The 15,734-nt window shown below is 38.7% G+C and carries 17 protein-coding genes and 2 other annotated features (1 of these 19 running past the window's edge); of the genes, 5 read left to right on the top strand and 12 right to left on the bottom strand.

Annotated features, from left to right (window positions below):
- Positions 1-4: 4 nt before the first annotated feature.
- On the top strand, positions 5-85 hold the full coding sequence (locus E3U55_RS17960) for a hypothetical protein (protein WP_407644108.1): 81 nt from the start codon (positions 5-7) through the stop codon (positions 83-85).
- Positions 86-169: 84 nt separating this feature from the next.
- On the opposite strand, the gene E3U55_RS08395 is transcribed toward E3U55_RS17960, so the two are convergent.
- Positions 170-1,561 carry an LVIVD repeat-containing protein gene (locus E3U55_RS08395; protein ID WP_228547513.1) on the bottom strand — a complete coding sequence of 464 codons (1,392 nt, stop codon included), beginning with the start codon at positions 1,559-1,561 and terminating at the stop codon, positions 170-172.
- A 343-nt stretch (positions 1,562-1,904) separates the two neighbouring features.
- Between E3U55_RS08395 and E3U55_RS08390 the strand changes: the two genes are divergently transcribed.
- Complete coding sequence (locus E3U55_RS08390; RefSeq protein ID WP_134339981.1) at positions 1,905-2,957, top strand: C45 family autoproteolytic acyltransferase/hydolase; 1,053 nt, start codon at positions 1,905-1,907, stop codon at positions 2,955-2,957.
- A 157-nt stretch (positions 2,958-3,114) separates the two neighbouring features.
- Here E3U55_RS08390 and E3U55_RS08385 read toward each other — a convergent pair whose 3' ends face one another.
- Entirely contained in the window at positions 3,115-3,834 is a 720-nt protein-coding gene (locus tag E3U55_RS08385) for a DUF5694 domain-containing protein (RefSeq protein ID WP_134339980.1), read from the bottom strand.
- A gap of 102 nt (positions 3,835-3,936) precedes the next feature.
- Between E3U55_RS08385 and E3U55_RS08380 the strand changes: the two genes are divergently transcribed.
- Together E3U55_RS08380 and E3U55_RS08375 are read left to right on the top strand one after the other, a co-directional pair.
- Positions 3,937-4,146 (top strand): hypothetical protein, encoded by a 210-nt coding sequence (locus tag E3U55_RS08380; RefSeq protein WP_134339979.1) that lies wholly within the window; start codon positions 3,937-3,939, stop codon positions 4,144-4,146.
- Complete coding sequence (locus E3U55_RS08375; RefSeq protein ID WP_134339978.1) at positions 4,146-4,709, top strand: GNAT family N-acetyltransferase; 564 nt, start codon at positions 4,146-4,148, stop codon at positions 4,707-4,709. Before E3U55_RS08380 ends, E3U55_RS08375 begins: the two co-directional genes overlap by 1 nt.
- 84 nt (positions 4,710-4,793) lie before the next feature.
- On the opposite strand, the gene E3U55_RS08370 is transcribed toward E3U55_RS08375, so the two are convergent.
- Both E3U55_RS08370 and E3U55_RS08365 read right to left on the bottom strand, forming a co-directional pair.
- Positions 4,794-6,020: an MFS transporter gene (locus E3U55_RS08370; protein ID WP_134339977.1), complete on the bottom strand. Its 1,227-nt coding sequence runs from the start codon at positions 6,018-6,020 to the stop codon at positions 4,794-4,796.
- 13 nt (positions 6,021-6,033) lie between these two features.
- Entirely contained in the window at positions 6,034-6,765 is a 732-nt protein-coding gene (locus E3U55_RS08365) for a sulfite exporter TauE/SafE family protein (protein ID WP_134339976.1), read from the bottom strand.
- Between the two features lie 109 nt (positions 6,766-6,874).
- Between E3U55_RS08365 and E3U55_RS08360 the strand changes: the two genes are divergently transcribed.
- The gene (locus tag E3U55_RS08360) at positions 6,875-7,729 is read left to right on the top strand and encodes a LysR family transcriptional regulator (protein ID WP_134339975.1); all 855 of its coding nucleotides are present in this window, start codon (positions 6,875-6,877) and stop codon (positions 7,727-7,729) included.
- A 22-nt stretch (positions 7,730-7,751) separates the two neighbouring features.
- On the opposite strand, the gene E3U55_RS08355 is transcribed toward E3U55_RS08360, so the two are convergent.
- The 8 genes from E3U55_RS08355 to trpE form a co-directional block, all read right to left on the bottom strand.
- Positions 7,752-8,426 (bottom strand): hypothetical protein, encoded by a 675-nt coding sequence (locus tag E3U55_RS08355; RefSeq protein ID WP_134339974.1) that lies wholly within the window; start codon positions 8,424-8,426, stop codon positions 7,752-7,754.
- A gap of 106 nt (positions 8,427-8,532) precedes the next feature.
- Positions 8,533-9,330, bottom strand: a complete 798-nt coding sequence (gene trpA, locus E3U55_RS08350) for a tryptophan synthase subunit alpha (protein WP_134339973.1) — start codon at positions 9,328-9,330, stop codon at positions 8,533-8,535.
- A 164-nt stretch (positions 9,331-9,494) separates the two neighbouring features.
- Positions 9,495-10,685, bottom strand: coding sequence for a tryptophan synthase subunit beta (gene trpB / locus E3U55_RS08345; RefSeq protein ID WP_134339972.1), 1,191 nt, complete (start codon positions 10,683-10,685; stop codon positions 9,495-9,497).
- On the bottom strand, positions 10,682-11,299 hold the full coding sequence (locus E3U55_RS08340) for a phosphoribosylanthranilate isomerase (RefSeq protein ID WP_323740408.1): 618 nt from the start codon (positions 11,297-11,299) through the stop codon (positions 10,682-10,684). The genes trpB and E3U55_RS08340 overlap by 4 nt, the downstream gene beginning before the upstream one ends.
- A 138-nt stretch (positions 11,300-11,437) precedes the next feature.
- Positions 11,438-12,229, bottom strand: coding sequence for an indole-3-glycerol phosphate synthase TrpC (gene trpC / locus E3U55_RS08335; protein ID WP_134339971.1), 792 nt, complete (start codon positions 12,227-12,229; stop codon positions 11,438-11,440).
- Positions 12,226-13,254 carry an anthranilate phosphoribosyltransferase gene (gene trpD / locus E3U55_RS08330; protein WP_134339970.1) on the bottom strand — a complete coding sequence of 343 codons (1,029 nt, stop codon included), beginning with the start codon at positions 13,252-13,254 and terminating at the stop codon, positions 12,226-12,228. The genes trpC and trpD overlap by 4 nt, the downstream gene beginning before the upstream one ends.
- Entirely contained in the window at positions 13,226-13,837 is a 612-nt protein-coding gene (locus tag E3U55_RS08325; protein ID WP_134339969.1) for an anthranilate synthase component II, read from the bottom strand. Before E3U55_RS08325 ends, trpD begins: the two co-directional genes overlap by 29 nt.
- Positions 13,834-15,213: an anthranilate synthase component I gene (gene trpE, locus E3U55_RS08320; RefSeq protein WP_134339968.1), complete on the bottom strand. Its 1,380-nt coding sequence runs from the start codon at positions 15,211-15,213 to the stop codon at positions 13,834-13,836. The genes E3U55_RS08325 and trpE overlap by 4 nt, the downstream gene beginning before the upstream one ends.
- 52 nt (positions 15,214-15,265) lie before the next feature.
- Positions 15,266-15,539: a binding site (T-box leader), on the bottom strand.
- A gap of 54 nt (positions 15,540-15,593) precedes the next feature.
- Positions 15,594-15,734 (bottom strand) — a binding site (T-box leader); it runs 118 nt beyond the window's last position.

The raw sequence follows: 15,734 nt of genomic DNA, 5'->3' as shown, positions 1-15,734 counted from the left end.
TTACATGTATTATTACAATTATATACGACCTTTTTCAAAATTAAATTGCCACAGCCCTGTTGAATACAGGACCGTGGCAGCATAGGTGTTTTTTCTTGTCTCATTTCCCTGGGTCAGTTCAATGTGATATGCTTGGGCTTTTCTTAGCTACATAAAACAGACCGCCTTATTACTTATTTCCGTTCTTTTTCATTAAGACTTTTAAGCCTTGACCTATATCGGAGGCAAGAATGTAGTTTTTATCAACAAATACCCCCCATACAAATGATTGATCTGGTGTATATTGTCCAATTTGTTTAGGTTGAGTTGGGTCAGAAATATCTACAGCGTAAACCCCTCCTGCATAGTGTGAAAGATATAATGTGTTGCCTCTTACTTTAGGGTCGTGGACTGTGTTAGCAAAAGTCGGCCCGTCTTCAATATTATCTACTAGATCCGTTTTAAACTCACTTAATAGTTTTGGATTACTTTTATCTTTGATATCAAAAATACGAGTGTAACCATATGCTTCTTCATAACCTTCACGAACAGGTACATAAACTTCGCGAGTCTCAATTAGGACATTACCACCCTTGGCAAGTGTTGCTGAGTGTGCTGAGCCCTGTTGATCAGAAGCAAAGTCTGTCCGTCCTAAATACTTAGGATTTTCTGGGTCTTTAATATCAAAAATCATTGTTCCTAAATCCCACATTGAGACGTACGCATATTGGCCTGTATTATCGGCTATCACGCTGTGAGCAAAAACAGGTCTGGTCTTTCCATCTGGAGCCTCCCAATGATAACCGTTAAAGTCCTCTGATACTTCAGGTAGCGATCGTGGGTCAAATTCCCAAAGTGTTTTAGGGTTGGACGGATCAGATACATCAACAATTTGAAAGTCCTTTTCTTCACCGTGACTATAGTAATCTGTATAAGGGTTCGCTGTTAATACTAAGGCGCGGTTGCCTTGAGTGGTTAAATAAAGTTCGTGTGTCCCGTTTGTTTCGCTGTAGACTTCCCAATACCCTAACTTTTCTGGATTGTATGGATCTGTCACATCGTATAGAAGGAATCCACCTGATGTATCTGCCTTTCGATTTAACTGCTGAACACTGACAACAGCCAATTCACCATTAAAGTCAGGGGTATTCACCGATTTAACAATAACTTTTTCCTGCCATGTTCCTTCAACGTCATCGTGAGCAAAGGCCGATATTTCAACAGGGTTTTCAGGGTCTTTCATATCAAAAACCCGGACGCCACCATTTCCGCCATTAGCCGTGTGACTTCCCAAATAAGCAAATCCTTTGTGAGCATAAACATCGGCTGTGTTGTTTTGAATGCCCTCATAAATTTGTTCTGTTTGAACGGCTGCTACTTCTTTTAAAAAGTTAAGGTTTTTGGATCCATCAACAGCCGGTTCACCTAGCTGATCAAGTTCCTCAGCAGTAAAAGTTGTCCGTTCACCTTTGTCAACTTCTACGTTATCCAGTTCATCGTGTGCAAAAATCGTTGGAGCGAATGATGAAATAGCTAGTACACCACTTAGGGTTGATGCCATCAAAAGATTTCTTTTCTTCAAATAACATTCCTCCTAATCAAAATATTTTGAATATTCTATTGTGAAAAAGTATAACGAAGAAGGAAAGATTTGTTAATAGGGATTAGGGTTCATTATTTCGAGGGGCTAAATATTCCTATTCCAAGGTAATTATATAAAGTGATAATAAGTCGTAAAGTCTGACCCAGACTTGAATTGGCAAAGTCATAACTGTTTAAAATATAATAGTAGAATAATAAAATGGTTATGCAACTTCATCCCTATATTTTATTAATGAATTAAAGTGATCAAGGCTGCTTCGTTTTCTTTAACCACAGTTTTTCGGTAAAATAGCAATGTAATAAAACATAAGGGATGATCAACAATGAAGCAGATACATAGTGATATATTTCAGTTTAGAGGGAATCATTACGATTTCGGATATAATTTAGGTGAAAAATTAAGAGACTCTTTAACAGTAAGAAACCGGCAGCATGGATGGAAATTGAAGCGGCCTCGTTTTGAGATCGATGTTAATGAAGCAAAGGGTCAATTTAAACGTTTCGCGCCTGCCATTTGGGATGAGATGGAAGGTTTGCGAGATGGTCTTCAGCTCCCAATGGAAGAGGTACTTCGTGATTTTGGTGGCTATAGAGTGGAACCTGATAAAAGCGGCTGTTCTATTTTTACCACAGAAAATTTTATGGTTCGTAATTATGATTTTCACCCGTTTACGTATGATGGTATGTTTAGCCTGTTCCAACCCACCGACGAAGGTTATGCGGTCATTGGGCCGACCTCAAGAATTACAGGACGAATGGATGGTATGAATGAAAAAGGTTTGGTCATGGGGTACAACTTCACCCATCGTAAGAAGACAGCTGATGGGTTTGTATGTTATATGGTTGGCCGAATGATTTTAGAAACATGTGCATCAGTAGAAGAGGCAATAGAATTAGTAAAGTCAGTACCACATCGCGGTGCATTTAGTTATAATGTGATGGATACGAGAGGGAAAACTTTTGTAATTGAAGCGGGGCCTCGAGCTGTTGAGGTTCGTGAAACTAATGTGTGCACCAATCACTTTGAAATTTTGACCGATGAGAATCGTCGTTACTTAAAAGATTCTCTTAAACGAATGAACGTGATTAATGAGCACGCTGCTGATATGACAGAAGCGGAAAACGCGTTTAGATTCTTTAATGACTCTAATCACGGTGTTTTTGCTGATCAGTATAAAAGTTGGGCCGGTACCATTCACACGTCCCTTTACTTACCGAACGAGCTGCAAGTTTGGTTCACATTAGGTGCAGATCAAGAACCGGTCAAGTTTGACTTTAATCAGTGGCTATTGGGCAAAGATATAGATTTAGAACAAATGCATGGTCAGGTTAATACTGAATTAGGATTCGCAAACATGGATGCCAAGTTACGATAATTGGAATAAATTAAAAGTAATGACATATAATATGATGACTCTATTGGTGTTCGGTCACCTTTGAGTCAAGCCGAATTGCCCTTTAAGAGGGCAGCTCGCTTCTAGGCATGGTAACCACCTTATTGTGGGAGAGAGGTGGTTACTTTTTTTGTTGCATTTAAAGGTAATCCACCGCTTCTTCAACATCAAATAATCCGCTATCTTCAAGGAACTGCTTAACGATATAAACATGACCCGACCCAATTAAAAGTAAGATCCTGTCTTCGTTCGACTCCGCCAGCTCTGCGATATTGGAAAAAATAATCAAGTTTCGCTGATACCACCACTTAACGTAGTCTGCACCAACGTAGTCAGTCCCTCGTCCCACTCGAGCTACGTGTAAATATAATTCCTTATTGATTTGGTTAACTTCCTCAATATTAATATCCTTTAAGACTTGTTTGATTGGACGATCGATATGACTATGAAATTTTTCTAATCGAGGAATACATTGATTCATGATTAAATCATGGAGATCCGGTTGATGCTTTTCAGCGTATTCAAGCGCGTCACCTATACTCGTTCCCGAATCGCCCATCCAATCAACAGGATAAACTTTCTCGTGATTCAGTTGTTTCGCTAACCGGAACCCAACCTGATGAATTTCATTATTCGTCAAGTGAAAAGAATCATTTAAATAGTCTTGATAGGATCCTTTTAAATCTTTGTCATTATCTTTTAATGCTTCTACAGCAACTTTTGTAGGCTTAAATTCTTTCAAACTCTTTATTAAATCAAGAATTTCCTGCTGCCTGTCTTTAGGTGAAAAATCAGTATTCACTACATCTAGCTGACTACTAAAATGGAATGTTCCTAGAATTAATATTTTAGGTTTCAAATACTTCTCCTCCTTTAAGAGCAGATAAGTTTGTTATATTATAAAGGAAAAAAGAGGAAATTGATAGATTGTGTTGAATATTGACAATGGGAGTTGATTTACGTGGAAACCTTCATTAAAAGATTCGTAGGCATATTTTTTATAAGTATTATGCTATTTTTTGCGATTAAAGATTTATTAGATGGGAAAGAGGTATTAGCTTTAGGCATCGTTCTAATTTTATTACTGGCATACTTAAGCGCTTTAGTTAGAGAATTAATTGATTTACACATAGGTAAAGAAGAATTTGACGGGGAAGAGGAGAATAAATAGTGAATCCAATTCTATTAGATATACCAACTGAGTTAGAAACAGAGCGATTGTTATTACGCGCACCACGTCCTGGTGATGGAGAGGTCGTCAATCAAGCCGTTCGTCAATCTATTAATGAATTAAAAGAATGGCTTGTTTTCGCGCAGGAAATACCGAAAGTTGAGGAATCTGAATCGAATCAGAGAGAGGCTTTTGCGAAATTTATAAAAAGAGAGTGTTTCAGATATTTAATGTTTAATAAAGTGACAGATGCATTTATAGGAACGATTAGTTATGAAAATGTGAACTGGGACGTTCCGAAGGCTGAAATTGGTTATTGGATCCATACTGAACAAAGTGGTAAAGGTTATATGACCGAAGCGGCAGAGAAGTTGACCGATTTTGGACTCGATCATATCGGCTTTAAACGGATTGAGATACGAACGGATAAAGAAAACCATAACAGTCGGTCAGTACCGGAGCGATTGGGGTATGAACTGGAAGCGATTTTGAAAAATGATGATATCTCAGTGGATGGAGGTGAGCCAAGGGATACATGTATATATGCCAAGATAAAAAAATAGGTGCAGTGCGCATTTTTTTTGCACTTTAAGAAAATTTAGCTTTGTTAAAGGATTAAAGTATGTGAAAAACTAAGGCTTTCGCCATTAGGACTTGGAGGTAAGCCAAGTTTTTCTCACTGCAACCTTTTTAAACTGTTTCTGCCGAGATTGTCTGATCGCTATTAGCATGGCAAAACTCACAGGTAATAGAAGAGCCATATAAATTCCGTTGGCTCCAAACGAATTAGCGACCCAACCAAGTATGGGGGCACTGATCACTACAGAGCCTTGATTGCAAATCATACGATAACTTGACATTCGACCATGGTAGGCTTTATCAGTAACCATCTGCTGAATGGATTGCAGTAAAACCCTGACCCACGTTGTTCCAAGCCCGATTAAGAAAACCCCTATGAAAGCTATGTAGAGGGATGGAGCCAAACCAACTAGTAATAATCCTATGGATACAACAACTAATGAATGGCTTGATATGTGGTTTGCACTCTTGTTCCACCACCAGGTCCCGAGCAGCCCGGCTATGACACCTCCGAGCGAAAGAGAAGCATCCAGGAAACCATAAACTGTAACCGTCTGTTCTAAGTACTCTTTCGTATATACAGATAAAAAAGCAACACTCGTATGAAAGACAAGCTGCCCGACGAACATGACTCCAAATAAGTTAAACATAAAAGTATTTCTTTTTAAGTAATTAAAGCCTTCGATTAAATCTGTAGCGATTGATTTTTGTGTAACTTCTATTGAAGATGAAACCTGTTCTCTACTAACGAAAGTTAAAGAAATAGTAGCGATGGCAAAGGAAATTGCAACTACAATCATTGACATGAAGCCAGAAGTCACCCCAATAAGAATACCACCAATAGATGCTCCTGATAATCCGCCGACTATTGCAGCAGATCCAGACTGTGAAAAAACCTTAGGCAATAGATCTTTTGGAAAAGATTCAGCAATGAATGCCTGAACCGCAGGTCTGAACAATGAGCCCATGAGTTGAATAATCATGTGGGTTACGATGATGATCCAAGGATTAATGGCTTGAACTAATATGGCAATACAATTTAATACAATAGTCATCGTGTTGATTATATTTGCTAATATCGTTAAATATTTTCTATCCATACGATCGACAATGACACCAAAAATTAGATTCATAATTAAGCTTGGAATAAAACCGATACTTACTAATAAACCAGTGTATAATGCATCATTTGTTAACGAATATAAAAGCCAGGTCACAATAATGAAGTACATGGTACGACCAAATTCGGCCAGAAAAAAAGCACCCCAAATCAATTTTAATTTTTTTCCCATCATAAAAACTCCTATATTATAAATTATCTATGATGATATGGATAATCAGTGCGACAGTCACGACCCGAAGTAACGGCTTCACATGCTTTGGTTTTAATTTTCCTGCTAAACGCACACCAGCCTGTGCACCAGTTACTGATCCCAGTAATAAGGCTATGGTCAGTGGCCAAATTATTTTTCCTGTCGAGATGTAACTAATCGCTGCACCGAAACAGCTTGAAAATGTCGCAACACGTACTAATCCTACTGCTCGATAATAAGCGATGTTTAAGTAAGAAAATAAATATAGCATGAGCGTTCCTTGCCCTGGTCCAAACACTCCATCATAAATCCCAATTCCATATAGAAGTGGTGTACCTTTTTTCGACAACTTAAATGAATCATGACCAGAAAAATCAGCCTTTCCTATGAAAGAAAACACAAATGCAAAGACTAGTAATCCAATTGCTACTTTATACATTAAGTCAGCTGAAATCGAAGCTGCTATTAAACCGCCCGTAACGCCTCCAGCTAAACTAACCGGTATAACTTTAAGCCCTTCTTTCATCGTCACGCCTTTTTGTCTATATACCACAAGAAAACTTGATAATGAACTAATGGTGTTTGAAACTTTATTGGCGCCAATAGCTGAATGTACAGGCATACCTAACGCTAACATGGCAGGTAAACTTATTAATCCGCCGCCACCCGCTAAAGTTCCAAGGGTTGTCGCAACAGTCCCGATTAAAAATAAAGTAATGAGTTCCATTTCTGTCATCTCCAATCTGTCTAGCTTTATCATAAACTAATTTGTTTGATAAATAAATTTTAATGTTATTATATAAAGTGATAAGAAAAACTTATGGAGAGTGACTGTTATGTATATCGATGATTATGAAGTGCTAAAAGTTTTGTCTGAAGAATTAAACATGAGAAAGGCAGCGGAAAGGCTATTTGTTTCTCAACCTGCATTGAGTCAACGATTGCATTCAATAGAAGAAAAGTGGGGGAAAGATATTTTCATTCGCTCACAACGAGGTCTAGTGATGACATCTGTTGGTGAAAAGGTTATAGATTTTGCGACGGAGACATTGGGTAAATATGAAGGGTTAAAAGATGAAATTAACTCTTTAGAAGAGGAAGTATATGGTACTCTAAAACTTGCGGTTGCGTCGATCGTTGGACAGTATTGGCTTCCGGAACGTTTGAAGGATTATGTTTCTCAATATCCCTATGTAAAAATGTCTTTAGTCACTGGGTGGAGCAATGAAGTTTTAAACCGTATGCAAAAGAATGAAGACCATATTGGAATTGTTAGAGGGAATGTGAGTTGGCGAGGGAATAAGGAATTTCTTTTCTCAGATGACCTTTTTTTAGTAGATCAGGAAATTAAAAGCATAGAAGATTTAGTGGAAAGTGATCGTCCTTTTATACAATTCAAAAGCTTGTCTAATTATTATCAAGAGATTGAAGAGTGGTGGTATGAACATTTTTCTAAACCTCCGAAAAGAACTATTGTCGTGGATCAAATCGAAACGTGCAAACAAATGGCACGCAATGGTATTGGCTATACCATCTTACCTAAAGTTGCATTAAATCAAGAAGGCCACCTTAATCAAATCCCTCTTACCACAAACCAAGGTGAAAAGATAACTCGCGACACATGGTTAATTTATCATGAATCTAGTAGACATCTTAAACAAGTAGACGCTTTCTTGAATTATTTAGATTAAAAAATCCGCTCAATGGCGGATTTTATTGCTTCCGATATTCTGTTAGGTCGTTCTCCATTAATTGAATAATACGACGTTGATATTCTGCTTCTGTTTCATCTTCAAGCTTTGGATTGTTTCGTTGGTATTTGACAAAAAGTTTATCTTGTAAGAGCAGTTGAGCAAATCGATTATACTCCCATTCGTAGAAATATTCAGCTTCTGTTAGGTTTAACGCTTCACTGATTTTCTTAAAAAATGGGTGGGACTGCTCTCCATTTTCGATATGGACGAGTTGCTTTTGAATGTAATTGTTTATTTCTTCATCAGACACTGTCGTATCGTGCCTGGCTTTTGCCCAATTAATTATTGCATTGTTCGTGTGTTTGTATTGCATCGCCTGGTCAACTAAGGCAATACCTTCTAGATTTACGTTCTTATAAACAGCTGATTGAATATACGTATGAATAATCCAATTTTTAACTTCTGGATCACTGATTTGAATGGTTTCATTGTTAATATCTAGTGTCTCGTGTTGCTCTTTTAGTTGATTGTAGTTTTGTATCGCCTGTTTGACTAATTCTTCAATGTTCTGAGTAACACGCGGTTTAGTATCATCTTGTTCAGCGGTGACGTCTTCATTTTCTGAAAACACGATTTGATAAGATCCCCATATTAAAATGCTTCCAATGAGACCATAAAACAAGATTCTTTTCATTTTAATCGCCACCTTAAATAGTAATAGGCTGACTCTTTTTATACATTCACACTCAAAATAACACAAATTGGAAGAAAAGGCGAGTTATTTAAGGTAGGCTAAGTGTTCATTTTGATCTTGTTGGTTCAATCAAACGTTTGATTGAATTAATATCATCGTCTTGTAATAGGTCAATTATTTTACTTCCAACTATTACTCCATCAGCAATTTCACACATTTGCTGAACGTGTTCAGGACGCGATATGCCAAACCCTGCAAGGACTGGAACGTTGCTGTGTGTTTTAAGTTGCTGAAAGTGATCGGTTAGATTTTGGGAGACTTCATTCCTCGTACCTGTTATTCCATTAACTGTAATGGCATAAGTGAATCCTTGAGAGATTTCAGCAAGCTCTTGAATTCTTTCTTTAGAGCTTGTTAGTGAAACAAGTTGAATTAAAGCAATGCCAGCTTCACTTAATTGATCCGAAATAATGTGTTGCTGCTCAAGTGGCAGGTCAGGAATGATAAGTCCATCAACACCCGCTATTTGTGCATCCTTAACAAATTGATTAATCCCGTACTTGAAAATTGGGTTAATGTACGTCATGAAAATGATTGGAGCGGATACTTGCTGACGACTCGACTTTAATACTTCTAACACTGAACGCAAAGAAACGTTTTCCTTAAGTGCTCGCTTGCCCGCTTCCTGAATAGTCGGACCATCTGCAACAGGGTCGGAGAAAGGAATACCTAACTCAATGGCTGATGCACCCGCTTCACTTAACTGTTTTAATGTTGGAATAAGCTGATTAATTCCACCATCCCCAGCCATAATATATGGAATGAATGCCTTATTCTCTTTTTTAATTGTATGATTCAAAGTCGTTTCTAAATACTCTCGTCCATAAGTTAATGTTTTAGACATGTTAAAACCTCCTAATTTTAATAATAGTTGGGCGTTCGTCGTAATTATTTGTTGCACTCACCAGAATTATTGTTGCGTTCAACAAAAAAATTGTTGCACTCACCAAAAAAATTGTTGCCCTTACTCCAAAAATTGTTACACTCAATCAATAAACGGCTTCAAACTTACATCCCTAACGCTTCCTTCACCGATTCCACATCTTTATCACCACGACCGGATAGACAAATGACCAATGTTTCATCAGGGCTCATTCCTTCAGCAATTTTTACGGCTCGAGCGACAGCATGAGAGCTCTCCAATGCTGGAATAATCCCTTCAGTACGCGATAGTAATTGAAAGGCTTCGAGAGCTTCTTCATCTGTTACAGCACTGTACTCCACTCGTTCTATATCTTTTAAATAACTATGCTCTGGTCCAACTCCAGGATAATCAAGTCCTGCTGAAATAGAGTGTGCTTCTTGAATTTGACCATGGTCGTTTTGTAATAAATACATCATAGACCCATGTAAAATACCTGCGGAGCCCTTAGTTAAAGTTGCTGCATGACGGTCCGTATCCACTCCGCTCCCAGCTGCTTCTACGCCGTATAACTTTACAGATGTGTCTTCAACAAAAGGATAAAACATTCCCATTGCGTTACTTCCGCCACCAACGCAAGCCACGACAGCATCTGGTAAAGCATTTTCTTTTTCTAAAATTTGAGCCTTCGTTTCCTTGCCAATGACACTTTGAAAATCACGTACCATCTTAGGGAAGGGGTGAGGTCCAAGTACGGAGCCCATAATATAATGGGTATCCTCAACGTTAGTCACCCAATAACGAAGCGCTTCATTTACCGCATCTTTTAGAGTCGCACTGCCTTGATCTACACTCACCACTTCAGCACCGAGAAGTTCCATTCGGAAGACGTTCAGTTTTTGACGTCTTATATCCTCAGCTCCCATAAAAATGACGCATTCTAAATTAAGTAGTGCACAAACCGTAGCTGTCGCCACCCCGTGTTGGCCCGCACCAGTTTCTGCAACAACTTTTCTCTTGCCCATAAGATCAGCAAGCAGTGCCTGCCCAATGGTGTTATTAATTTTGTGTGCACCAGTATGGTTCAAGTCTTCGCGCTTCAAGTAAATTTTTGCCCCTCCGATTTTTTCACTTAAGTTTTTTGCAAAATATAGCGGATTCTCACGTCCGATATATTCTTTTAATAAATTATTTAATCGCTCATTAAATTCGTCATCTTGAATAGCTTCATCGTATGCTTTTTCAAGTTCAGTAACAGCTCCCATTAATGTTTCAGGAATAAATTTTCCTCCGTATTGACCGTAATGGCCATTTACATCTGGTTGTGCGTAACTCATATTAATCGCTCCTTTGCTTTTTGAATAAAATTTTTAATTTTATAAGTATCCTTAATTCCATTTGTTTCAACACCGCTAGAAACATCAACCATAGCAGGTCGAGTTTGACGAATGGCCTCTTGTACATTGCCTTCATTTAACCCGCCAGCTAGAATAATACGTTCGCTGTCAATCGCTTTATTTTTAAGTAGCCTCCAATCAAATGATGTTCCGTTTCCGCCTTGATAAGGACCAGTTGCGCTATCCAGTAAAAAGTAGCTCGCATTGTCGTACGATTCTAGCTTCGATAAGTCCTGTGCCTCGTTAATTCGAAAAGCTTTTATATACGGGAGGTTGAGAGAGCGACAAAATTTAGGTGATTCATCCCCGTGAAGTTGAACATAATCAAGTCCAACTCCATGAACAGTCGCTTCCAACTCATCTTTGCTCGCATTAACGAACACACCAACTTTTTTGACAGATGAGGGGATTTCCTTAGCAATAGACTGAGCTTGGTCGACTGTAACTTTGCGCTTACTCTCTGCAAAAACAAAACCGATCGCATCAGCACCAGCACTGACGGTGACTTTGGCTTGCTCTATTGTTTGAATCCCACAAATCTTAACTTTTATCATGGCTTGAGGCTCCTTTTGTCTAGTAAATTCAGCATTTTGTCTAGTAAAATAACGATAGTGTCTAGTATTACTAAATTTTTGTCTAATAAAACTCGAAAAGTGTCTAGTAACAATGGAATTCTGTCTAGTAAACACAGTTTATTGTCTAGTAAAACTTGGACGTTCCACTTGTAGTTCTTGCAACGACTCAACAACCGTTCCGCTCATCATCAATGATTCACCCACTAAGATGCCGTGAACTCCAGCTTGTGTGACGCGTTCTGCATCTTCACGTGATTTAATGCCACTTTCACTAACTACAACAGTAGTTGGGTCAGTAATCCGTTCTGCCAATCGTTCAGTCACACCGAGGTCAACATTAAAGGTTTTTAAATCACGATTGTTAATTCCAATAATCTGTGCGCCAACTTCAAATGCCGCTTCTAGTTCAGACTCATTGTGGACTTCCAATAAAACTTCAATGCCTTGTGAAACGGCGTATTGATAAAGCTCATTTAATCGAGTGACATCCATTGCTGCTGCGATTAACAACACCACATTCGTTCCTGCTTGTCGTGCACGGTCAATCTGTATCTCATCAATAACAAAATCTTTATTTAGAACAGGGAGGTCAACCGCCTGGCGAACTGAAGCCAAATCATTCATGGTCCCTTTGAAAAAAGGGGTATCGGTCAAAACTGAGATAGCACTTGCCCCACCAAGTTCATACAACTTTGCCTGCTCACTAGGCTCCATTCCAACATTTATATCACCTTTGGAAGGGGAGGCGCGTTTAATCTCAGCAATCACAGACAGCTGTTTATTATTCATAAAATGGTCGTATAGTGATGCGCTCGACTGGTTGACATTTAAGCTATAATCCAAACCAATTTGTTTTAATGTCTGAACTTCTTCTTTTTTCTTCTCTAAAATCTGATCTAATATTGTCATGACGACATCGCCTGCTTTCTTGTTTTACTGTAGTCGATTAAATAATTAAGTTTTTCTAACGCGCGACCTGATTCAATACTCTCTCTTGCTCGATCAACACCATCTTTAATACTTGATGAAATACCTGCAGAGTAAAGTCCGATTCCTGCATTTAATAACACGGTGTCTAAGTAAGCACCTGGTTGACCGTTTAAAACATTTAATAAAATTTCTGCGTTTTCCTTTGCGTCTCCACCTCGAATCGCTTCGTTCGGATAGGTGCTCAGCCCAACGTCTTCAGGCTTCAATGTGAAAGGAATTAAGTCGCCTTTATCCAAGAGCACCATGTGATTCTCTCCAGCTAGTGAGGCTTCATCCATATGACCTGCTCCGTTGACCACAATGCTTCGTGTTCGACCGAGTTGATTTAATACGGAGGCCATCTTCATCAACATGTCTCGACGGTAAACACCTAAAAATTGCGTTTCTAACTCAACAGGGTTCGTTAACGGTCCAATAAGGTTGAAGATTGTTGGTACGCCTAAATCTTTTCTGACTTTCATAATTCGTTTCAATCGCGGGTGAACATAAGGAGCAAACAAAAACGCGATGCCATTAGATTCAAGCAATTTTTCAACTTCTTCACCTGTAAAATCTAAAGAAATTCCAAGTTCTTCTAACACATCAGCACTGCCAGTTTTACTAGAAACACTACGATTTCCATGTTTAGCAACCTTAGCACCGGCACCTGCTAACACGAAGGCTGATGTGGTACTGATGTTAAAGCTGCTTGAACCATCTCCACCAGTACCGCAGTTATCCATCACACCTGTGATTGTTTTTTGTACAGTCATAGCTTTTTCTCTTAAAACTTCTACAATAGCCGCAATTTCATCCGGAGATTCACCTCTAACTCTTAATGCTGTTAATACCGAAGCAATTTCACTATCTGATATCTGCTCATCAAATAATGCTTGAGCCACTTCTCGCATTTCATCTTTCATTAACTGATCGCCTTCAGTTAACTTTTTTAATAAATGATTCATGATCATTCTCCTTTCGAATGGTTAGTAAAAAGTTATTTAATATTCGTTTTCCATCCGCTGTCCCAATCGACTCAGGGTGGAATTGTAATCCGTAAACAGGGTATTTATAATGCTTAATCGCCATTAATTCTTGGTCATCCATCGCCATTGCCAGCTTTTTGAACGATGGGGGTAATGTTAATGAGTCGATGACTAATGAATGATAGCGCATGACCTCTAAAGGTTGCGGAAGATATTGAAATAGTCCAGTACCTTTGTGTTTTATTAACGAACGTTTACCATGTCTCACGGTACGAGCCCGTTTTACCTCTGCGCCAAAAGCGGAACCAATCGCTTGATGACCTAAGCAAATGCCTAGAATGGGTATGGTGTCGTGAAATTCCTGAATGATAGAAACAGATTCCCCAGCATGTTCAGGCCTTCCGGGACCAGGTGAAATAATAATCGCCTCTGGCTCTAATAAGTTAATTTCATCTAAAGTAATTTCATCATTACGTTTTACTAAAACTTCAGAACCAAGCTCTTCAAGATATTGAAATAAGTTATAGGTAAACGAATCGTAATTATCAATGAGTAAAATCATGTGTTCACCTCCATTAACGCTTTGGCTTTATTTAAAGTTTCTTCAAATTCATTTGTTGGAACGGAATCATAAACGACTCCAGCTCCTGCTTGCACATGGGCTAATTGATCCTTTAACACCATCGTGCGAATCGCTAATGCGAAATCAAGGTTTCCGTTGATGGCTAAATATCCAACTGCGCCGGAATAAACGCCTCGCTTAACATTTTCTAACTCATTTAAAATTTGCATCGCCCTAATTTTAGGTGCCCCACTTACTGTTCCTGCAGGTAAACATGCCTTTAAAGCTTCAAGTGGTGATTGATTATCACGTAAAACACCAGTGACTTCGGATACGATGTGCATCACGTATCGGTAGCGTTCAACGACCATATATTTTGAAAGGCTGATTGTACCAGGTTTGCATATTCGCCCAAGATCGTTTCGCCCTAGATCGACGAGCATTTGATGTTCAGCAATTTCCTTTTCATCGTTTAATAAATCCTGCTCAAGCTCATAATCTTCCGAATCAGTCAAACCGCGTTTCCGTGTTCCAGCGATTGGATTCGTCGTCACATGTGAGTCATTCACTTTAATCAAACTCTCAGGTGATGCACCAAGCACGGTGTAATCATGAAAATCAACAAAGAACATATAGGGTGAAGGGTTGCTCTTTCTCAGTTTTCTATAAAAAGAGAATGGTTCGCCTTTGTAACTTGCTGATAACCGCTGTGATAAGACGGCTTGAAAAATATCACCATCAAAAATGTGTTGTTTTATTTGCTCCACCGTTGACTCAAAATCTTGTTGTTCAATATTTGAGCTAAAAAGGGAGAGAGAAAAATCGTCTAAGTCTTCGAGCTGTTCTCCTTTTAATTGCTTTTCTATTTGATTCAGTTCGTCGTCCAAATTTTTCTGTTCACCAGTAATCCATCGATCAAATGCAAAACAATAAATTTTTTGCATCAAATGGTCGTAAACCATGACGTTTTCATAAAACATTAAATGGATGTCTGGCATGTTAAGTTCATCTTTTTGAACTGCCCCAATAGATTCAAACTGACGGATGACATCATAGGCCATGTAACCAACTCCACCAGCAGGGAAGGGGACATCAAGATCACTTGTAAAATCTTTTATAAGTAGATTTTCTATGACATCAAAAGGTCTAGCTGTCTCTTTTTGAATCGTGTCTTGAATAAGATCATGATGTTCAACCAAGTTGTCTGTTGCTGTGATTTTATAAAATGGGTTTGCGCCGATTATGGAATATCGTCCTGATTTTTCATGCTTTAGTGAACTCTCAAGTAGGAACTTTTTCTGACCTTTAAGGCTTAAAAAGATTGAAATAGGTGTATGTGTATCGCCTTCGATTATTCGATAGCTATAATTAATCATTAAATCTTCCTCCTAAATAAAAAGTCCTCTGCAAACACAAATAATTGTGTTTGCAGAGGACGATTAGTTTCGCGGTGCCACCTCAGTTGGAAAGTGAAGACACTTTCCCGCTCAGTTCGGGTACGGGAATATGAGTAGCTAAGGGGGCAGCCTCTCATTTCCGATACCCTATCCATATAACGGTGGAAACCGGGTTGCCATACTAGAATTCATTCAGGCAACCTCTTGTAAGTCCATTCGGTATAACGGGTACGTGCTAAATCTCACCAATTTTAGCTCTCTGTAACGACTTCGTTATACTTACTCCTCTTACGCGACGATTTATCATATTTAGTTGTGGTTCGGATTTTTGACAAATAAAAAACGGGCTCCTGTCCTTAATAAAGGACGGGAAACCCGTGGTGCCACCTTCGTTGACTGTATATAACAGTCCACTTTATTCGTATCGAAACACTTTGTTCAGTGCTTGAATACGCGTCTCTTTTAACGATGAGACATTCGCCAGCTATACTAATAGCTCT

This window comes from Filobacillus milosensis (assembly GCF_004402015.1).
In the GTDB taxonomy this organism is placed as follows: Bacteria; Bacillota; Bacilli; order Bacillales; family Alkalibacillaceae; genus Filobacillus; species Filobacillus milosensis.
This window is presented reverse-complemented; position numbering and strand designations above follow the sequence as displayed.